The sequence below is a fragment of the Nitrospirota bacterium genome (assembly GCA_040757595.1).
Taxonomy (GTDB): domain Bacteria; phylum Nitrospirota; class Nitrospiria; order Nitrospirales; family Nitrospiraceae; genus JBFLWP01.
The window spans coordinates 15,715-35,113 of sequence record JBFLWP010000008.1 but is presented as its reverse complement, the minus strand read 5'-3'; the positions used below and the strand labels follow the sequence as shown (position 1 = coordinate 35,113).

General features: G+C 66.8%; 17 protein-coding genes. 4 read left to right on the top strand and 13 right to left on the bottom strand.

Annotated elements, in window-relative coordinates; genetic code table 11:
• Window positions 1–153 precede the first annotated feature (153 nt).
• On the bottom strand, window positions 154–1,728 hold the full coding sequence (locus AB1411_08845; GenBank protein MEW6543706.1) for a fused MFS/spermidine synthase: 1,575 nt from the start codon (window positions 1,726–1,728) through the stop codon (window positions 154–156).
• Between the two features lie 67 nt (window positions 1,729–1,795).
• A complete protein-coding gene (locus AB1411_08840; GenBank protein ID MEW6543705.1) occupies window positions 1,796–2,206 on the bottom strand; it encodes a CBS domain-containing protein in 411 nt (136 codons plus the stop codon).
• 244 nt (window positions 2,207–2,450) lie between these two features.
• On the opposite strand from AB1411_08840, the gene AB1411_08835 reads away from it, so the two are divergent.
• Window positions 2,451–3,776, top strand: coding sequence for a UDP-glucose/GDP-mannose dehydrogenase family protein (locus tag AB1411_08835; GenBank protein MEW6543704.1), 1,326 nt, complete (start codon window positions 2,451–2,453; stop codon window positions 3,774–3,776).
• A gap of 7 nt (window positions 3,777–3,783) precedes the next feature.
• Here the strand turns inward: AB1411_08835 and AB1411_08830 are convergent, their stop codons facing one another.
• The 4 genes from AB1411_08830 to AB1411_08815 all read right to left on the bottom strand — a co-directional run bounded on the left by AB1411_08830 (window position 3,784) and on the right by AB1411_08815 (window position 7,613).
• Entirely contained in the window at window positions 3,784–4,503 is a 720-nt protein-coding gene (locus tag AB1411_08830; GenBank protein MEW6543703.1) for a HEAT repeat domain-containing protein, read from the bottom strand.
• A gap of 24 nt (window positions 4,504–4,527) precedes the next feature.
• The gene (locus AB1411_08825; protein MEW6543702.1) at window positions 4,528–5,307 is read right to left on the bottom strand and encodes a HEAT repeat domain-containing protein; all 780 of its coding nucleotides are present in this window, start codon (window positions 5,305–5,307) and stop codon (window positions 4,528–4,530) included.
• A complete protein-coding gene (locus AB1411_08820; protein MEW6543701.1) occupies window positions 5,300–6,406 on the bottom strand; it encodes a HEAT repeat domain-containing protein in 1,107 nt (368 codons plus the stop codon). Before AB1411_08820 ends, AB1411_08825 begins: the two co-directional genes overlap by 8 nt.
• 121 nt (window positions 6,407–6,527) lie before the next feature.
• The gene (locus AB1411_08815; GenBank protein ID MEW6543700.1) at window positions 6,528–7,613 is read right to left on the bottom strand and encodes a HEAT repeat domain-containing protein; all 1,086 of its coding nucleotides are present in this window, start codon (window positions 7,611–7,613) and stop codon (window positions 6,528–6,530) included.
• Window positions 7,614–7,971: 358 nt separating this feature from the next.
• Here AB1411_08815 and AB1411_08810 point away from each other — a divergent pair, with 358 nt between their 5' ends.
• A complete protein-coding gene (locus AB1411_08810; GenBank protein ID MEW6543699.1) occupies window positions 7,972–9,237 on the top strand; it encodes a hypothetical protein in 1,266 nt (421 codons plus the stop codon).
• A gap of 22 nt (window positions 9,238–9,259) precedes the next feature.
• Here the strand turns inward: AB1411_08810 and AB1411_08805 are convergent, their stop codons facing one another.
• From AB1411_08805 to AB1411_08795, 3 genes are read right to left on the bottom strand one after another with little or no spacing between them, the layout of a single operon-like run.
• Window positions 9,260–10,627 carry a HEAT repeat domain-containing protein gene (locus AB1411_08805; protein ID MEW6543698.1) on the bottom strand — a complete coding sequence of 456 codons (1,368 nt, stop codon included), beginning with the start codon at window positions 10,625–10,627 and terminating at the stop codon, window positions 9,260–9,262.
• Between the two features lie 35 nt (window positions 10,628–10,662).
• On the bottom strand, window positions 10,663–11,109 hold the full coding sequence (locus tag AB1411_08800; GenBank protein MEW6543697.1) for a hypothetical protein: 447 nt from the start codon (window positions 11,107–11,109) through the stop codon (window positions 10,663–10,665).
• A gap of 10 nt (window positions 11,110–11,119) precedes the next feature.
• Window positions 11,120–12,085, bottom strand: coding sequence for an alkaline phosphatase family protein (locus AB1411_08795; protein MEW6543696.1), 966 nt, complete (start codon window positions 12,083–12,085; stop codon window positions 11,120–11,122).
• A gap of 107 nt (window positions 12,086–12,192) precedes the next feature.
• Here AB1411_08795 and AB1411_08790 point away from each other — a divergent pair, with 107 nt between their 5' ends.
• Complete coding sequence (locus tag AB1411_08790; protein ID MEW6543695.1) at window positions 12,193–13,530, top strand: hypothetical protein; 1,338 nt, start codon at window positions 12,193–12,195, stop codon at window positions 13,528–13,530.
• Between the two features lie 16 nt (window positions 13,531–13,546).
• On the opposite strand, the gene AB1411_08785 is transcribed toward AB1411_08790, so the two are convergent.
• The 4 genes from AB1411_08785 to AB1411_08770 all read right to left on the bottom strand — a co-directional run bounded on the left by AB1411_08785 (window position 13,547) and on the right by AB1411_08770 (window position 17,766).
• Window positions 13,547–14,257: a DUF429 domain-containing protein gene (locus AB1411_08785; GenBank protein ID MEW6543694.1), complete on the bottom strand. Its 711-nt coding sequence runs from the start codon at window positions 14,255–14,257 to the stop codon at window positions 13,547–13,549.
• 43 nt (window positions 14,258–14,300) lie between these two features.
• Entirely contained in the window at window positions 14,301–14,585 is a 285-nt protein-coding gene (locus tag AB1411_08780; protein ID MEW6543693.1) for a hypothetical protein, read from the bottom strand.
• Window positions 14,586–14,665: 80 nt separating this feature from the next.
• Window positions 14,666–17,350, bottom strand: coding sequence for a DNA polymerase I (gene polA / locus AB1411_08775; protein MEW6543692.1), 2,685 nt, complete (start codon window positions 17,348–17,350; stop codon window positions 14,666–14,668).
• A 2-nt stretch (window positions 17,351–17,352) separates the two neighbouring features.
• Entirely contained in the window at window positions 17,353–17,766 is a 414-nt protein-coding gene (locus tag AB1411_08770) for a hypothetical protein (protein ID MEW6543691.1), read from the bottom strand.
• A 90-nt stretch (window positions 17,767–17,856) separates the two neighbouring features.
• Here AB1411_08770 and hutH point away from each other — a divergent pair, with 90 nt between their 5' ends.
• A complete protein-coding gene (hutH, locus tag AB1411_08765; GenBank protein ID MEW6543690.1) occupies window positions 17,857–19,380 on the top strand; it encodes a histidine ammonia-lyase in 1,524 nt (507 codons plus the stop codon).
• Window positions 19,381–19,399 lie beyond the last annotated feature (19 nt).

Here is a 19,399-nt window from a genome sequence, read left to right as displayed (position 1 = left end):
CCCTTATAGCACAGGCGCTAGAGGGAAGCAAGGCCGTTCTTTTCGGATCGGACAGGCCGAAACGCTCTCAAAAATGTTTAAATATTTCTTATAGTTATAAACCGCGAGGTCCCGGCTCCCGAAGAAGGACAGGATGCCGCCTGCCTCTCTTGTTCACTGACCAACGACTGGTGCCAGGCCATCGGTCTGACCTCTCCCGATCAACAGATCAAAGGGCGCGTAGTCGTCGGTCAGGACAACTCCGGGCTGCCACTCCTCGTCTCGCCTGCTGAGAAGAAGGTCCGGCACTTCCTTCGGCATGCGGTGCTGCTCGATGAGCTGGGCGACCCTGGCGGCGAAGGAAGGTTGCCGCAGAGCTTCTACGGGGGCCCCGGCGAAAAAGATGAGATTGTGCGCTCCCCTGGCTCCTCTTATCGGATAGGTCTCAATGACGGGAAACACCGTTCGAAGCGTCGCCACGATCGCCTGCGCCCGCTGCCGGTCCGGCCCGTCGCCGGACGAGGCCAGATTCACGACCGCCACGCCGTTGGGATTCAAGTGGGCGCGAACCTCGGCAAAGAACTCCCGCGTGGTCAAGTGAAAGGGGACCAGGTGCCGCGCAAAGACGTCCACCCAGATGATATCGTAGCGCTCCTGCGAAGTCCGCAGGAACACCCTTGCATCCCTCACGTACACGTGGTGTCGCTCCGTCGGTCGGTAGTCGAAAAACCGCTCCGCGGCCCGCGCCACGGAAGGGTCCACCTCCACGAGGTCGAGAGCGAGCTCGGGCCAGTGGCGGGCAAGCCACTTGGCGATGGAGCCGCCGCCGTGCCCGAGGAGCAGCGCCCGTTTGGGTTCTGGGGTGAGCGCCAAGGCCGCAACCATCATGTGGCTGTAGGGCAGGAACAGCTCCACCGGCTCGACGCGCCACATGATCGCGTGGAACGTTCGGTCCAGGATCAGGTACCGGTGCAGATCGGTGTCCCTGACGCGAATTTGCTGGTAGGGACTGTCCTCTTGATAGACCGGCGCGGGGAGAACCAGGTCCGGATGCCAAGCCAGCCAGCCGAGACCGATGGCGCCGGTCAAAAGCACCAGGCTCCCGGCCGCCCTGACCGCGGTCCGAGCCTGTCCCGTCGCCGCCTGCCGCCACCAGATGAGCCCGAGCAGCACCTGCACCGCGCCCAGCACCGCCACCAGGGTCATGCTGCCCAACCAACTGAGAAGAAAAAACGCGGTCCCCCAGGTTCCGATCAGGCTTCCGACCGTGGACACGGCGATCATCCGTCCGGTATGCCGTCCGAGGTGCCCCATGTCTGCGATCGAGAGGCGGAGCAAGGCGGGCAACACTCCGCTGAGCCCGAAGGCCGGCGGGGCCAGCAGGATGCTGGCGGCCAGACAGGGGCCCAACCGCGGATCCTCGATCCATTCGGACACCGCGAACATCACCGGCAAGCCCTTCCAGGCCAGAAGAAACGTCCAGAAGCCCGAGGCCAGGAGCAGCCAGGACAGGACTTTTCCGACCGGATGGCGGTCCGCCAGCCAGCCTCCCATCGCGTAGCCGCTGCTCATCGCGGCCAGGATCACGCCGATCAGTGCCCCCCAGACGAACAGGGAATTGCCGAACACGGGCGCCAGCAGCCGGCTCCCGAGAATCTCCAGGGCCATCACGACGGCTCCGGTGATAAAGGCCGTCGCGAAGAGCCACCAGCGGGCCCAGGCGCAGGTCTCTGACGACGGCGAAATCATGGCTGCACAGACCGGGGAGCGACGTGATCGGTCATGAGATCGCTGATAGAGGGACTGGCGGAGAGACTCAGAGCGTGCCCCAATTCTTGAAATAGCGGAGGAGGTCGCGAACCGAAATGATGCCGACGATCTGCCCGTCCTGAGTGATCGCCAGGTGCCTGATCCCCTTGTCGGCCATCAGGTCGCTGGCGTCATGGGCGGAGCTGGTGATCTCGATGCCGATGACGGGGCTGCTCATGATCGTCCGCACCGGGGTCTGAGCCGGGTCCAGCCCCCCCGCCATGGCCTTGCTCACGAGATCGGTCTCGCTCACGACTCCGACGTACGAGCCGGCGGCGGACACCAGCAGGGCCCCCACTCGCGCGTCGCGCATGAGACGGGCCGCCTCCGCCAACGTCGCGTCTGGACCGATCGCCCGGATGTTGCGGCTCATCATGACGGCCAGAGGCCGCAACATCGCACCGCCCTGGAGCGCCATCGGCTTCTCCCTCCGAGTGCCCGAGCACCAAGGCCCTGGCGAAGACGACGAAATTGTAAGGGAGCCGGCCGGAGGTGTCAATGACGCGCTGACCCGATCAGCGTGCGGGAGTGCGGCGCCAAACCTGCTCTGCGCGGGCGGCACCGGGCCTTCCCGAAAGTATGGTATACTCGCTCCCCTGGCTAAACTACGGTGATCGGCCCGCTGGCACGGAGGCCGAGGATTTGGAGGCGAGGGCGGAGACATGCACATCAGCGTGATCGGAACGGGCTACGTCGGTTTGGTCACTGGCGCCTGCTTCGCCGAGTTCGGCCTCAACGTGATCTGCATGGACTCCGACGCCAAGCGGATCGCCAGGCTCGAGAAGGGGGACGTCCCCTTTTACGAGCCGGGGCTCACGGAGCTCGTGAGCAAGGGGTTGAAGGAGAATCGGCTGGGCTTCACGACGGATCTCGCCAAAGCCGTGGACCAGGCTCTGGTGATCTTCATTGCGGTCGGAACTCCCCCGAAGGCCGACGGATCCGCTGACCTGTCCTACGTCGAGCAGGTGGGACGCGGGATCGCGCGCCACATGCGCAGCTACAAGGTGATCGCCACCAAATCCACGGTTCCCGTGGGCACCGGCGAAAAGCTCCGGGAGGTGATCCGATCCAGCCAGGTCGAACCCTGTCGGTTCGACATCGTCTCCAACCCCGAGTTCCTCCGGGAAGGCTCGGCGATCGAGGATTTCCTGAGGCCAAACCGGGTGGTCATCGGGGCGGACGGTCCTGAAGCGGTCGCGATCATGAGGGACCTCTACCGTCCCCTCTACCTGATCGAGACCCCGTTCGTCGTGACCGACATCGCCACCGCGGAGATGATCAAGTACGCTTCCAACGCCTTCCTCGCGACCAAGATCTCGTTCATCAACGAGATCGCGAACCTCTGCGAAAAGGTCGGCGCGGACGTGCAGGTCGTCGCCAAGGCCATGGGACTGGACCATCGCATCGGCTCCAAATTCCTGCACGCCGGTCCCGGGTTCGGCGGCTCGTGCTTCCCGAAGGACCTGGCAGCCCTGACTCAGATCGGGGACCGGGCCGGAGAGCCGATGCTGGTCGCCCGCGCGGCCGCGCAGGTCAACGAGCTTCAACGGCAGCGCATGGTGGAAAAAATCCGCGTGGCGGTGGGCGGGCTCAAGGGCAAGACGGTCGGCCTGTTGGGGCTCTCGTTCAAGCCGAACACGAACGACCTGCGGGAAGCTCCGGCCCTGGCGATCGCCGGGCAACTGATGCAGGAAGGTGCCGTTGTGCGCGCCTTCGACCCGGCCGCCATGGAGGAAGCGACGAGGCTGTTCCCCGGCCTGATCCCCTGCACGGACGCCTACGACGCCGCGAAGGGGGCGGACGCACTGGTCCTCGTCACCGAATGGAACGAATTCCGCAACCTGGACTTGAATCGGCTGAAGGGAACGTTGCGCCGGCCCATCTTCATCGACCTGCGCAACGTGTACGAGCCGGAGCGGATGGCGAGCCTGGGGTTCCGCTATCTCTCGGTCGGCCGGCCGCCCCGCGGCCCGGAACAACCGGCTTGACGCACCTTCAGTTCTGCGACGCGATCTGCTTGACCCCTTCGTCCTTCGGCTTGGGCTTGTAGCCCATCCGGTCCAGGACCTTCATGATCCGGCCCTTGAGCCGGTCGTCCGCTTCTCCGAGGGCCACCGCCAGGGGCTCGACCGCCGGCTTGCCGATCTTCCTGATGATCTCGGTGACGGACTGGCGGACCTCGTCCTCCTCGGACACCAGCAGCGGGATCAGGGCCGGGACGGAGACGGCCCCCAGCTTGATGAGCGAGTCGTAAGCCCGCTGCCGCACGTCCCCCACCTCGTCGCTGGTCAGGGCCTCCACCAGCGGGCCGACGGCCCTGACATCCTTGAGATCCCCGAGCGCCTCCGCCGCATACTTGCGGTTGAGCCAGTGGGAATCCTTGAGGTCCAGGAGCATCGCATCGGCCTTCGCCGCGTTCGGGTCCTTGGACCGGATCCGGAAGCTCTTGGCGACCCGCTTGCCGCCTTCTTCCACCACCCGGATCGTCGCGCCGTCCCCGGGTTTGAGCTTCTTGAGGTCCTCGAGCGCCTCCTCGGCGACGTCCAGCACGACCGTCTTCCCGTCATAGGCCAACAACTCCACCTCGAGTTGCTTGGCCTCGGGGTTCACCGAGACGACCCTCTCGGTGACGAGGTTGAACCCGTCCTTCTTGCCCCCGCCCTTCGGCGTGATCTGCAGCAGCTTACCCGGTTCCTTCGGAGCTTCGCTCGCCATACCAAATCCCCTTTTCCCTTTTCGTCAACCGGCCGCCTGCGGCTTCCAGCCCAGGCTGGCCAGCGCCCCTTCCACGGTCTCCTGGACCATTTCGTTTTCGTCCTCCAGCAGCGGCACCAGGGACTCGACCGCCCGCGGATCGCCCAGTCTGGCCAGCGATTCGGCCGCGTTGCGCCGGACCAGCCAGTCTTCGTCTTTCAGCGCCTCGATGAGCGGCCCCATCGCCCTCGGATCCCCGATCCGGCCCAGGGCCTCGGCCGCATGGCGGCGGACCATCCAATTGTTCCCGAGCAGTCCGCCGATCAGGGCTTCGACGGCGCGCGCATCGCCGATCTTCTTGAGCACCCGGGCCACGTCCTCCCGCAGGGTGCCGTCGGTCAGGGCCTCGATCAGCCCCGGCACGGCCCGGGGGTCGCCGATCCGTTCCAGGGCCCAGACCGCCGCGTTCCGGACCGCCCCGTCCTTGTCCTTCAAGGCGCGAACCAGGGGCTCGACCCCGCGGGGATCCTTGAGCCGTCCCAGCGCGGAGGCGGCCTGTTCCCGCACCGCCCACTCGTCGTCCTGCAGGGCTTCGACGAGCCGTTCGACCGCCACCGGACCGATCCGCACGATCGCGCTGGTAGCCGCCTCGCGAATCAGCACGTCCTCGTCCGCCAACAGGCCGATCAGGCCGGGCAGGGCCTCGACGCCCATCTGCCCCAGGCTGGCCACGGCGTGGTCGCGCAGCGCCTCGTTCTCGTCCCTGAGCGCCCCGAGCAACTGCTCGACCCGCTCGTTCAACCGGTCCTGTTCGGCTTCACCCATCCGCACCCGCTCCTTCCCGCATGGCCGCCTGCTCCGCTTGCATGGTCAAGGCCTCCAGCTTGTCTACGATCATCCCGGCGTTGTAGGCGACCAGCCCGTCCCGATCCGTCTTGAGTTGCGCGAACAGGTCTGCATGGGGCCGCAGCACCTCCACGTCCTTCACCTTCGCCAGCGCCTCCATGGCGTACACGCGCAAGGGCCGGATCGGAATCGCCTCGATGTACAGGTCCACCGGGCGCGGATCGCCGATCAGCCCCAGCGACTTCAACGCCAGTTCCTTGACGCCGGTGTCCTTGTCCCTCCGGAGCCGTTCCATCAGCGGCTCGACGGCCCGCGCGTCGCCGATCTTACCGAGCAGGTCCGCCGCAGCCTCCCGCACGACCCAGTCCTCGTCTCCTAAGAATTCGATCAGGATTTCGACGCTCGGCCGCCCGATCCCCAGCAGGTCAATGACCGCGGCCATCCTGGCTTCCTCCCGCTCAGCCGACCCCTCGACGTTCCGCAGCGTCTCGAACGTCCGGTCGATCCGGTCCCGGACGGCCGCGAGCTTCTTGAGCGTGCGGACCGCCGCCTCGCGCAGCGCCGGGTCCGCCATCGCGTCCACCAGCGCGTCCCCCGCGCGGGGATCCAGGAGCTGCTCCAGGATCGCCGCGGCAGTCTGTCGGGCGGCCGCATCCGGATGTTTCAGCAGGTCGGTCAGGGGGCCGATGGCGTTGGGAATCAGGCCCAGGAGCCGGCTCACCGACTCACGCCGCCCCTCCTCCCGGAACTCGTGCAGATCCTGCACGAGCGCGGCGGCCGCCGCCCGATCCAGGACACCCGCCATCTGCTCCAGGGCCAGCGCGCCGGCCCTGCGGACCGCTTCGTCCGGATCCGTGAGCAGCCGCACCAGCGGCACGCCGGCGGCCGGGTCCCTGATCCGCGCGAGCATGCCGGCCGCCTCGACCTTCAGCTCCGGGCTGCCCGTCTCCAGCGCATGGACCAGCCCCGCCACCGCCTTCGGCCCGCCCTTCAGACAGGCGGCCGTGGCGCGCATGCGCCGCCAGTCCTCCTCGTGGACCAGCTCCGCAATCAGAGTCTCCAGCGACTCCTTCGACATGACTCCAACTCAATGCTGAATGCAGAGTGCTGAACGATGAATTAATGATGAATTGTGGAAGAAACCTCTCTCCCGTTCAGCGTTCTTCGCTCTGTATTCAGCACTCATCGCTCAGCGTTCATCACCGGATTCGATTGGGTCTCCAGCCCAGTTGAGTCAGCGCCTCCTTCACGTGGTAGAGGATATTGTCGTCCTGCTCGTTCCTCAAGACGCCCAGGAGAGGAGGGATCGCCGACGACCCGATGGCCACAAGGGCGGCTGCCGCCTCGGCGCGCACCGCGGTATTCCTGAGCGCCTCGACCAGCGTAGGAACCGTGCTCTCGTCACGGATCCGCCCCAGGGCCTTCACCGCCGCCTCCATCGCGAACATCTCGGCGTCCCACCGGTCCCCGCACCCGTCAATGGCCTGGCTGTCCTGGGGCCGGCTCGCTCCCGTGACCACCGCCACCAGCACGGGAACCGCGCGCCGGTCGCCGATCTTGCCCAGCGCCTCGACGGCCAGCGGGCGAAGGCGGGTGTCGGTCAGGACGGTGATCAGGAACTCCGTGGCTCTCGAGTCCCCGATCTCTCCCAGGGACCGGACCGCATCCTCGCGGATGGCCGAATCGTGATCGTTGAACAGCAGCCAGAGCAACGGCTCGACCGCCTCAGGCGATTTGATCTTCCCCAGGGCCTCGACCGCGTGCAGCCGAACCAGCCACTCCCCGTGCCGAAGCACCGCCAGCAGCGAGGGTGCCGCCGCGGGCCCGATCGCCACCAGCGCGTCGGCGGCCTCGACCCGGACGGCTTTGACCTTGTCCTGCAGGAGGGACAGGAGCGGGGAGACGGCGCGGGCGTCGCCCACCCGGCCCAACGCCTTGGCCGCCTGCATGCGCACGATCCAGTCGCCGCTGCGCAGCGCTTCGACCAGCGGCTCGACCACGCGCGCATCGGCGACCCGCGAGAGAACCGCGGCAGCCGACTCCTGGACCGTCAGGTCCGGATTGGCCAGGCAGGCGCCCAGCCGCTCGACGGCCGCTTCCCCGATCGCGGTCAAGGCCGCGATGGCCGCCTCGCGCACCGCCCGGTCCGCGTCCCCGAGCACCGCGATCAAGGGACCCACCGCCCTCGCGTCGCGGAACGAGCCCAACGCGGCGGCCGCCTCCTCGCGAACGGCCCAGTCCTCATCCTTCAGGGCCGCGATCTGCTCCGACACGCTGTCCGCCATGGCGCCTCACTCACGCCGTCGTTGTCCCAGCAGTCGACCGTTCCGACGTTCGAGCGAGGGACGCGGCGGCGGGACGGGGTGGACGGGAGGAGGGGTAACCGGGTGCTCACATCGGTTCCGGGCCGCTTGGGACGTGGCGATTCTTGATTGAACACCTTAGCACAGGCCTTTTTTGACGGTCAACAGGAATCCCGGTCGGCCGGCCGGCTCTCGCCGCTTGTGCCACACCGTCCCATCTCCGTTGACAGAGCCGACCGGGGCTCATTAGTATGATCGTCATTCGGGCCCATTGCCTAGACCCAATCCCTTACCCGAACGGATTTCGAACCGATACCGCCATTTCAGAAGGAGGCCTCCGATGAGCATACAAACGGCCATACCCGGACGGTTCCGAACAGGACTGGCTCTCGCCTTGGCCCTGACCCTGCCCGTTGGCTGGAGCCTCGCGTCTCCTCCCACGATCCTTGCTTACGAGGTCTGGGTCACGGACCAGTCGGACACGGCCAAGGAGAGCGGTGGGTTCCTGCACATCTATGACGGCGCGCAGCTGGCCGCCAACCCCTCAGCCGCCAAACCGAAGGAAACGATCGATCTGGGCGGCCAGATCAACCAGTTCTGCCAGGACGCCACGAAGAAGGCGGTCCGCCGGCCGCACATGCTCTTCTTCACCCGGGACCAGTCCCACGCCATCCTGTCGTTCCTGAGCGGACACGTCCTGATCATGGACTCCGACAGGAAGAAGCTGGACGCCTGCCTCTCGATGGGCAAGAACGTCCACGCGGCCTGGCCGACGCCGGACCAGAAAATGGCGATCGCGGCCAACATCGCCGAGAAGAAGTTCATCCGGATCTGGACCGACTACGCGGGACACAAGTTCGCTTTTGATCCCGCGAAGGACGTGCTGAACCTGGGCGTGATGGAGAGCGGCGAGCGGCCGGACACGGCGCCGATCTGCCCGATCACCGAGGCGTCGAGCACGTACGCGTTCGTCACGCTGCGGGGCGGCGGGCTCCTCGTGGTGGACGTGACGGCGACCCCGATGAAGGTCGTGGCGACGCTGACCAACAACGAGGTTCATCCGGCCGGCTGCGGCGGCATCCAGGTGGGCAACACGATGTACCTCAACTCGGGCGGCGGCTGGCCTGTGGCCCCCCTGTCCTACGACGTCTACGCCCTCGATCTTGCCAACCTTCCCAAGTCGGTGTCGGTCAAGTTGATCACTTCCCGGGACTCGAGGTTCGCCGACTCCCACGGGATGGCGGCCGTCGGACGTTACCTCTGGAGCGCGGACCGGGCTGGCAACAACGTGGAGATCATCGACACGTTGACCAACCTGAGCGTCGGGTCCGTCGAGCTGGCCGGATCCATCAGCGACGATCCGGCGCCGGACCTGATGGACGTTTCCCCGGACGGCGCCTACGTCTTCGTCGGCACGAGGGGGCCGAACCCGCTCACGGGCAACGACAAGACCGTCAACAACGCCAAGGGCTCGACTCCGGGCGTGGGCGTGATCAAGGTGACGGACGGCGGGCGGGGCGGCCAGTTCGTCGGCGTCGCGCGGATCTCCAACATGAAGGACGGGAAGGAGACGGCGGACACCCACGGGATCGCGGTGAGGAAATAGCCGGGCCGGCGGGGAACCCGGCCTACTTCGTCGGGCGGGCCAAATCGCCGGATGGGCCGAACCGGCCCGTGTCTCCGAGCGGCTTGTCCACCCGGAGATTGTCGGCCTTGGAAGCCTCCACCGACTCCTCCTCCTCTGGAGGCGGCTCCCAGCCCAGCTTGCGCAGCGTTTCGAGGGTCAGCTTCTTGAGGGCCTCGGCGGCGGTGAGCCGGCTGGTGGCGAACGAGAGGGCCCGCTCGTTGCCCTCGATCTCCGACGCCTTGGGATCGTGGAGGAAGGCCACGAGCGGCTCGATGGCCGCGTCCCCGATCAGCACGAGCGACGCGGCGGCTTTTTCGCGCAGAATTCCGTCCTTGAGCAGCATGACCAAGTCGGGGATCACGCGCGGGTCCCGGAAGTGCCCGAGGGCCGTGGCCGCGGCTTCCTTGACGAAAGCCTCCTCGCTCACGATGCAGCCGGGGGTCGGCGTCCCCTCCTGCCGGATCCCCTTGCCCTTCAGGGCGTCGAGCACCGCCGGCAGGGCGCTGGCGTCGCCGATCATGCCGAGCGACATGATCGCGTGCCGCTTGACGGCCCCGTCCTTCATCGCCTCGATCAGCGGCTCGATCGCCCGCTTGTCCCCGATCATGCCCAGCGCGATCGTCGCATCCTCGCGCACCGCCCGGTCCGCGTCCTTCAAGGCCCCGATCAGCGCGTCCACGACCTTCTGATCCGTCACCCAGGTCCGGCCGATCTGGTAGTCGGTCGTCATGCCGCCGAGCGCCCGCGCCGCGTGGCACCGGACGACGAAGTCCGGATCCTTGAGGCTCTGGATGAGCGGGTCCACCGACGGCGTGCCGATCGCCACCAGGGCGGTACCGGCCGTCTCCCGCACCGTTTTGGACGAATCCTTGAACAGCTTGATCAGGGCGGGCACCGCCTTCGCGTCCGCGATCCGGCCCAGCGCCTCGGCCGCCGCGCTCTTGACGGCCCCGTCCCGGTCCCGGCAGGCCACGATCAGCCCGTCCACGGCCCGGGCCTCCTTGATGAGGCCGCAGGCCTTGGCGGCATGCTCGCGCACCCGCCACCGCTCGTCCTTGAGACAGGCGATGAGCCGGTCCGCGGCGGGCCGGCCCAGGTGCGCCATCGCGTCCACCGCCTCGTTCCGCACTTCCATGATCGGATCGTTGAAGAGCGCGATCAACGCCTCGATCGCCTTCGGCCCGCCGATCTTCGCGACTCCCCAGGCGGCGTGGGCCCGCACGGACCAGAACTCGTCCTCGCAGGCCCGCAGCAGGGACTCCAGCGTGCTCGGATCGGCCAGCGCGGCCAGGGCCTTGGCGGCCTCCTCCCGCGTCGCGTCGTCCACGTCGTCCAGCGCTTCCAGCAGGTCTTCCACTTGATCAGCCATGGTGCGTCTCTCTTCTCCAAACCGGGCGCCGGCCCTCAATATTCCGGGTTCCCGCCGTAGGGCTGGGTGCGGCTGCACCGGACCGTCAGGACGTTCGTTCCCCGACCCGACACGCACTGGTCCAACCCCTTGGCATAGTCCAGGGTCCCTTCCAGCGTCACCGCGAACGGGAAGTCGAAGGTGAAGGTCCCGAACCGATAGGTTCCGGGCTTGAGCCTCAGATCGCGCGGAGCCGTGGTCCGGAACGCGTCGGTGCTGTCGGGGTCCAGCGTCATGATCATCGGCGTCACGCCCGGCACCTGCCACCAGGTGGGAGGGTTCAGCGCGGTCGCGTCAATCGTAATCGTGTACTCCTTGGAATAGGGAGCCGGCGGGGCCGCCCAGGCCGAGAGGGCGAGAGCCGCAGCGAGGGATGACCCGGCCGCCAGGGTCCAGAGTCCACGTTCCAGAGTCGAGTGTCCGTAAGGTCCTCGCCCGCTCATGCCGTCCCGTCTATCGCTTCGGCTCCGCCTGGGGCTCCCGAGGGAGCCGGGGCGTCCGGAAGATCTCTTCGACCGCGTGACTCTCCCACTCCGTATGGGTCTCGAGCCCGAGCGTCCGCATGACCGTCGCGCCCGTGTCCAGGATCGAGACCGGCTGCTTGATCGCGTAGCCTGCCTTGATCCCCGCCCCCCAGGCGATCCAGGGGACCGCTGGCGGACCGTGGCCGTTGAGCTTGGCCCCTTCCTCGTTGTTCACGCCGGTTACGAACACGGTCGTCCGCCCCAGGATGCCCAGGTCCCGGTAGATCCCCAGGATGTCCTTCATGGCCGTGTCCACGGTCCTCAAGGCTTCCCGATAGTCCCGAGAGCCGCGCCCGTGCGCCGTCGCCGCGCGCCCCGGCTCCGGCAGGTGCACGACGAGGAAGTGCGGCAGCGACAGGATCGCATGGCCGTAGCCGTGTCCGCTCGTGGCCTTGCGGAAATACTCGCGGATGTACCCGACCACGGTGGCCGGATTGCACTCGGGCTTGAGCGGCCCGCACATCTGATAGTCCGTGTAGGGCTCCGGCCTGGCCAACTGATACAGGGACTCATCCATGAAGAAGATCGCGCTGTCCTTGCCCCCGCTCAGGTCCAGGTAATCGAAGACGGTCGGCGGGCGAGGATAGCCGCGGATGAAGTCAAAGGCATTCCAGGTGATCCCGTGCTTCTCGACCGGCATGCCGGTCAGGAGGGAAGCCATCGTCGGGAGCCGCAGGGGCGGGTTGACGGAGGCGGCTGACCAGGTGACCGAGCCTTCCTTGACCAGCCGGGCGAGCGTCGGCATCGGGCCGGCCTTGGGCGATTCCTGCCCGACGCCTTCCAACACGAACAGGATCACGTGCTCGGCGGCAACCCCTTCCGCCAAGTCGGCTCCCCGGCTTGGAGCCGGAGAGACCGGTCCCACGACGAGGAGCCAGGCGAGAAGAACCGGCATCAGACCATGGTATTTCAGCATTAACGACCTGCAAGCTCCAGCAAGGCAAAGTACCTTAACACGCTGATTTCTGACCGGTCAACCAGACAAAGTATGAAGCCGGAACGATGAAGCATGAATGGGGAGCAGATCCCTCGTTGCACTCGGAACGGGAATTCGGGTATGAACAGCCCATGCCGATCGGGAACAATTTCCAGCACGCAGACTATTCGCGGGCGGATCCGGGCGAGCGGGCGAGCTATCGGGAAGTCGAGGCAGCCGCGCCGCCCGACTCGCCGGCCTGGCAGGATGAGATGGCCAGGCTCGGCGCCCAATTGGCCGCGGCGGGCGTGCGCGCGGTCCTGTTCGTCCACGGAGTCGCTCCCGGGACGGACCCGTTCGGCGCGCAACGGCTGGACGAGGTGGGCGGGTTACGGCGGGGCTATTCCCGCGGCATTGCCGGCCTGGACGCCCTGCTGGCCCTGATGCGGCAGGAGACGAACGGCCTGCCGCAGTTGCCCGGCTCCTTGAACCCGCCGTTCAAGGACGACGACCAGACCAGGAAGCTGCTCGACGAGCAGATCGGCGACGCTTGCAGCTTCACCACGGCCTATGTGGACCGGTTCAAGGAGGCGGTCAATCGGAACGTCTCGCGGCAGATCGCCTGTCTGCGCCTCCTTTGGTCCTCGGAACATCACCATCTGGGGCGGTCCCAGGCGGCCTGGCGCCTGCTGCTGCGTCTGCGCGGAGTCTGCGAGGAACTCAAGCTCGGCCCGGACGATCGGCTCCTCGTGCAGGCTCACGGCCAGGCCGGGCTGGTCCTCGCGCTGGCGTCGAACCTCCTGGCCCAGGAGGCATCGTCCGGACGGAAGCGGTTCTTCCAGATTCTGACCGGCTTCTCTGAGCGGAGCGGAGCCGGCCCGGAGACGATCGCACAATTGACCGGGCTCGCCGAACAGCTCGCCGACGGCCGCCTGTTAAGCGGGGCGACTCTCGACGTGGTAACCTTCGGCACCCCCATCCGCTACGGGTGGGACACCTCCGGCGTAGGGAGACTCCTCCACGTCGTCAACCACCGGGTCATGCGGACGGACGGAAAGCGGTGGCTCGCCAAGACGGAGCTGCCGCAGATCACGATGGAGATGCCGATCGCCTGGGGCGGCGACTATGTGCAGCAACTGGCCGTGGCCGCCAGCGACGCAGCCACCCCCAAGGAACCGGGGGCGCAGGCCGCCAACAAGGATCTGTGGGAGCTGCTGGAGCCCTACGACGGGTTCGAACGGTGGCTGGAATGTGCGCGCCGGAGCGTCCGCTGCGCGAACGACGGCCTCTGCCTGCTGGCGGATTACAAGGACGCCGGCTCCCCCAACGTCCGCGAGCATCTCTACGGCCACGCGGCCTACACGCGTCTCGCCAACCTGCTCTTCAACACGACTCAGATCGTCCGGACCCTGTACGCCTCCTGACCGAGTCAGTCGTGGATCAATACCAGATTTCCTGTCTGAGCCCCTTGCGATCCAGTGGCGGATCGGCTGGAACCCGTGTTGCGGTGCCGTTAGCGATCCGCAGGGCCGTCAAAGTCAGAACGGTCGCATCCAGCAGATCGTCCGGCATCACCTGAGTCCGGGGAAACCGGCTGAGCTCCTGCCGGGCAATCCCGCCAATCCCGTGAAAGAGCTTCCCTTGGGCCAGAGCCAGGACATGAAGCCGTTCGCGCCGACCTTGCGGAGTCTTCTTGTTGAAGCGCAGTGGCCGTCCGGCCAGGGCCGCAAAGGCCAGCTCCGGGTGGCTCTCATAGACCAGCCGCTGGAGCGAGGGGGTCATGAGCCGGTCCACCTCGCGAATCTTGGGCAGGATGCCGAAGGCCTGGACGCTCAGCCCTTTCCAGCGGACCTGTGCATAGCTGGTGGCGAAGAGCAGAGACCGGCTCGGCGGGCTGAAGATGCTGCTCGCCCGCGGACCGAGCAGCCGTCTCGCCTCCCGATCGCACCGCCGCCCGCCCGGCTCAGGACGATCCGAGAGACCGATCGGCATGTCAACGGCAATGACGGAGGGGCGAGGCGAGAGGATCAGCACTTCCTCGAAGGTGGGGCAGAGCCTGACTTGCCAGGCGGGAGGCCGACCTTTCCGCCTGTTCAATAAGACGACGATCCACCCGCCCCGACAGCCATCCGCCCCGGCGACCCAGGTCATGCAACAAGTCGCCTACAGATTTAAGGAGCCACGGGCCCCATGCTCAGTATTTCGTTTTTCCCCTTCGCTCCAGCTCCAGCAGCACCCGGAGACCGTAATAGAAGCATTCTTTCCGGTATCGCTCCTCCCATGCCCGGAGCGTCCCGAGGGCTCCCTTCCCCCGACCTCGTTGCAGAGCACGGGCGACGTCCCCGTGCAGCCGGCGGCGCGACTCGGTGGCCCGCTCGATCCACATGGGCGGAATGTTGGCCCCGCGCCGTCGGATGAGCCGATACCCCTTCAATACGCTCCCGTCGGCCTGCTCGAACAATTTGGCCTGTCTTGGCATAGCACCGCCTCCGTAAGGACGTGCGTTGCACGAACGACCAGTGCTGGCTTGTAAATGACGGGACCCTTTCCATCATCCCGTTACGGATGGGCTTCCCGCCAGTTGCGACCAACCCCCAGATCCACCTTCAGCGGCACGGTGAGGCCCAGGCGCGGGCCGGCACTTTCCATCTCGGCCTTGACCAGCTCCTTGGCGTTTTCCACATCCCGCTCCGGGGTCTCGAAGATCAGCTCGTCGTGGACCTGGAGGATCATCCTGGTGCTCGGCAATTCGGCCTGCAGCGTCCGGCTCACGCCGATCATGGCCACCTTGATCAAATCCGCGGCCGACCCCTGGATCGGGCTGTTCACCGCCATCCGCTCGCCGAAGCCGCGCTGGGCGGGATCGGAGCTTTGCAGCTCGGGGATCGGCCTCCGTCTTCCCAGGATCGTCGTCGTGTAGCCCTTTTCTTTGGCTTCCGCGATCGTCCGATCCATCAGCGCCTTCACGCCCGCGTACCGTTCGAAGTAGGTGTCAATGTACTTCTTGGCTTCCTGCTGGGACACGCCGATGTTTTGCGAGAGCCCGAACGCGCTGATCCCGTACACGATCCCGAACACCACGCTCTTGGCCGTGCGCCGCATCTCCCTCGTGATCTGTTCCGGCGGCAGCTTGAAGATTTCGACCGCCGTGGCCATGTGGATGTCCTCACCCCGCTCGAAAACCTGGATGAGCTTCTCATCCCGCGAGAGGTAGGCCAGGATGCGCGGCTCGATCTGGCTGTAGTCGGCGCAAAGCAGCGTGTGGCCCGGCGACGCGACGAAGGCCTCCCTGATCCGGAGGCCATATTCCCCCTTCACCGGGATGTTCTGGAGATTGGGATCGGATGAAGAAAGCCGGCCGGTGGCCGTCACGGTCTGGTTGAGCGACGTGTGCAGCCGGCCGGTCTCGGGATTCACCAGCTCTGGCAGGGCGTCCACGTAGGTGGACTTGAGCTTGCTCAGGCTCCGGTAGTTGAGGATCTGGGCCGGCAACTCGTGCTGCATGGCCAGTTGGGTTAGGGTCTCCTCGTCCGTAGAATAGCCGGTCTTGGTCTTCCGGATGGGCTTGAGGCCCAGCTTGTCGAACAGGACGGCCGCCAGTTGCTTGGGCGAGTTGATGTTGAACTCCCCCCCGGCCAGCCTGGCGATCCCCTCCATCATCCGGTCCAGCTCCCGTTCCAATTCCTTGCTCAAGGCCTGGAGCGCCGCCACGTCCAGGCCGAAGCCGTTTCGCTCGATCTCGGCCAGGACCGGCACGAGCGGCATCTCGACCTCCTCGAACAGCCGTAGGCTCCCCTGCTCCTCCAGCCGCTGCTTGAGCACCGGCACCAATTGCAACACGGCCGCCGCTTCTTCCGCCGCCTTCTGGATGGCCGCAGCTTCGACCGGAGGATCGGCTGGCTCTTCCCCGCTCCCGCTAAAGAGATCCTGCGGCTCGTCAGCCTCGGATTCAGCCTTGGGCCCGGCCGGCTGCACGGAAACCGACCCGCCGGTGAGATGGCGTCCCAACACTTCCAGCGCGACCGAGTCCAGCTCATGGGTCCGGCGGTTGGGATTCAAGAGATAGGTGGCGACCATCGTGTCGAACCAGGGCGGAGCCAGGTCAACCCCCGCCCGCTCGAGCGCCAGGAGCGCGGGCTTCAGATCATGGACGGCCTTGAGATTGGTCTCGTTCCGGAAGAGCCGGCTGAGCGAGGGCCAGACCCGTTCGGCGAAGGCGGTCCGGCCGTTGGGCAGGCCGACGGCCAGGCCCTTCACCCTGGCCGAGACTCCCTGGCCGTCCAAGACCACCTGGATCGCGACTGGGCCTTCCTTCGGCATATCAGCCGCGAAGCGCCGGGCCGAAGCATCGTCCGAGATGATCGTCACCTCGCCCTGTGGCGTCTCGGCCTGCCCGGCCGGCTGAATAGACTTGAGGAGGGTCGTGAACTCCAGCTCCCGCAGCAAGGCAACCAGGGCCTCGGTGGAGGGCGAGCCGGCCCGGAACCGGTCCGGCTGAAAGTCCACCGGGCAGTCCACCCGGATCGTGGCCAGTTGCCGGCTGAGACGGGCGTTCTCCGCCTGCTCGGTGAGGAATGTCCTGATCCTCGGCGGCGTGACCTCCTGGACCCGCCGGAGCAGATCCTCGATCGTCCCGAACTCCGCGATCAGCTTGATCGCCGTCTTCTCCCCGATCCCCTTGACCCCCGGGATGTTGTCGGTCGCGTCGCCCATGAGCCCCATGACCTCGACGACGCGGGCCGGCTCCACTCCGAACCGCTCCCGACAGTCTGCCTCCCCGAACCACCTGTCCTTCACCGGGTCGTAGATCCGCACCGAGGGGGTTAGGAGCTGGAACATGTCCTTGTCGCCGGTGACGATCACGACGAGGAATCCCGCCGCCTCCGCCTTGCGGGCCAGGGTGCCGATCAGGTCGTCCGCCTCGTATCCCGACTGGCGGATGGCCGGCACACCGAAGGCCTCGACCATCCGATGGACGTACGGGATCTGGGCCTGCATGCCTTGCGGCATCTCCGGCCGGTGGGCCTTGTACTCCTTGAAGGCCTCGTGGCGAAGGGTCGGCCCCTTCTCGTCGAAGACCACTGCGAGCAGGTCCGGCTTGTGCTCGCGCAGAACCTTCATCAGCATCGTGGTGAAGCCGTAGACCGCGTTGGTCTGGAGCCCCTTGGAGTTGGAGAGGGCCGGGAGGGCGAAGAAGGCGCGGTAAACGTAGGCGGAGCCGTCAATGAGGTAGAGGGTTGACATGACTACGGGTCGGGTTTCACGATCAGCGGGGGCCGGCCGAACTTCTCCCGCAGCTTGTTGATCGTGCCGAGGACCGACGGCTGGCCGATCAGCTTCCGCTCCAGATAGCGCTTGCCGGGAAAGTCCACGAGCGAGACCCCGATCAGCATGGTCAGGATGCCCTGTCCGGGCAGGAACAGCATCGCGAACCCGGCCAACAGGAAAACGATCCCCGCCGCGTTCTTGATCGCGAGTCCGGTCAGGCGCAGCGCCGGATGATGGTCCCTCATCCAGATGCGGGGGTGGCGCTCGTCGAAATAGTGAGGCGGGAGCCTCACGAGGATGAAGGGGATCGCGACCAGGCTGCCCACGAAGCCGACCACCGAAAGGACGAAGAGCCAGAGCAGCACGTCCCTGCTGAGGAGCGCCTCCATCATCGGGATCGCATCCTAGCAAAGGCCGTCGGGAAAAGGCAAAAGACAAACGGCCGGAACCGGGCTATAATCCGGCCTGTGAAGCCGCTCGACGTGACCGGTGAAGACTTGAGCCTGCCGGCCTTCTACGAAGTGGTCTTCAAGGGGCGACCCGCCCGGTTGTCGCCTCGGGCCAGGCGTCGCATGGCGGCCTCCCACGCCGTGATCCGGCGCGCGAGCGCCGGCGACGAGCCGGTCTACGGGGTGAACACCGGCTTCGGCAAGCTGGCCGACCAGCGCATCCCCGCCGCCGACATCCGGCAACTGCAACTGAACCTGGTGCGCAGCCACGCAGCCGGGGTCGGCGAGCCGCTGACCAGGGAGGAGACCAGGGGCGTCCTCCTCCTGCGCGCCAACGTGCTCGCGCGCGGCCACAGCGGGGTGCGCCCGCTCGTCGTCGAGTCGCTCCTGACGCTGCTGAACAGGGACATCCTGCCGGTGATCCCCTGCCGGGGATCGGTGGGGGCGAGCGGCGACCTGGCTCCGCTGGCCCACCTGGCCCTGGTCCTGATCGGGGAAGGCACCGCGACCGTCGGTGCCCGCTCCCTGCCAGGCCGGGCCGCACTGGCCCGGGCCGGGTTGAAGCCGCTCCAATTGGAAGCCAAGGAGGGGCTGTCGCTCGTCAACGGGACCCAGGCCATGCTGGCCCTGGGTCTGCTGGCCCTCCGCCGAAGCGAACGGCTCCTGGACACGGCCGACGTGGCCGGCGCCCTGTCGCTGGAAGCGCTCATGGGGACCCCCGTCGCCTTCGATCAGCGGATCCACCGGCTGCGCCCCTATCTGGGGCAGGCGGCCGTGGCGGCCAACCTCCGGGCCCTCGTCCGGGACAGCGAGATCCGCGCCTCGCACCTCTCCTGCCCGCGCGTGCAGGACGCCTACAGCCTCCGCTGCATGCCGCAGGTGCACGGAGCCGTGCGCGACGCGCTCGACCACGTCCGCGCGACCCTGAGCACCGAGATCAACAGCGTGACCGACAACCCCCTTGTGTTCGCCGATCGGAACGAAGTCCTGTCCGGCGGCAACTTTCACGGTCAGCCCCTGGGGCTCGTCCTCGACTACCTGGCCATCGCGATGACCGAGTTGGCCAGCATTGCGGAGCGCCGCATCGAGCGGCTGATCAATCCGGAATACGGGGACCTGCCGCCCTTCCTGAGCCCCCATCCGGGCCTCAATTCCGGCTTCATGATCGCCCAGGTCACCGCCGCCGCCCTGGCTTCCGAGAACAAGGTCCTCTCGCATCCCGCCTCGGTGGACTCGATCCCGACCTCGGGCAACCGTGAGGACCACGTCAGCATGGGCATGGGATCTGCGCTCAAGCTGAAACAGATTCTCACGAACACCGAGCACATCCTCGCGATCGAGCTCCTCTGCGCCGCGCAGGGGGTGGAGTTCCACAGGCCTCTGCGTCCCGGCGCGGGGAGCGTCGGAGCCATGAAGCTGATCCGTCGGCTGGTGCCGCGCCTGGAAGGGGACCGGCCCCTGGCTCCGGACATCGAGAAAATTCGCACGCTCGTCGCCGACGGGGCCTTTTCCACTCTCTTGTCCACGGCCCGATCATCACAAGGGAGTCAGTCATGAACCGACGTTCTCTTGCACA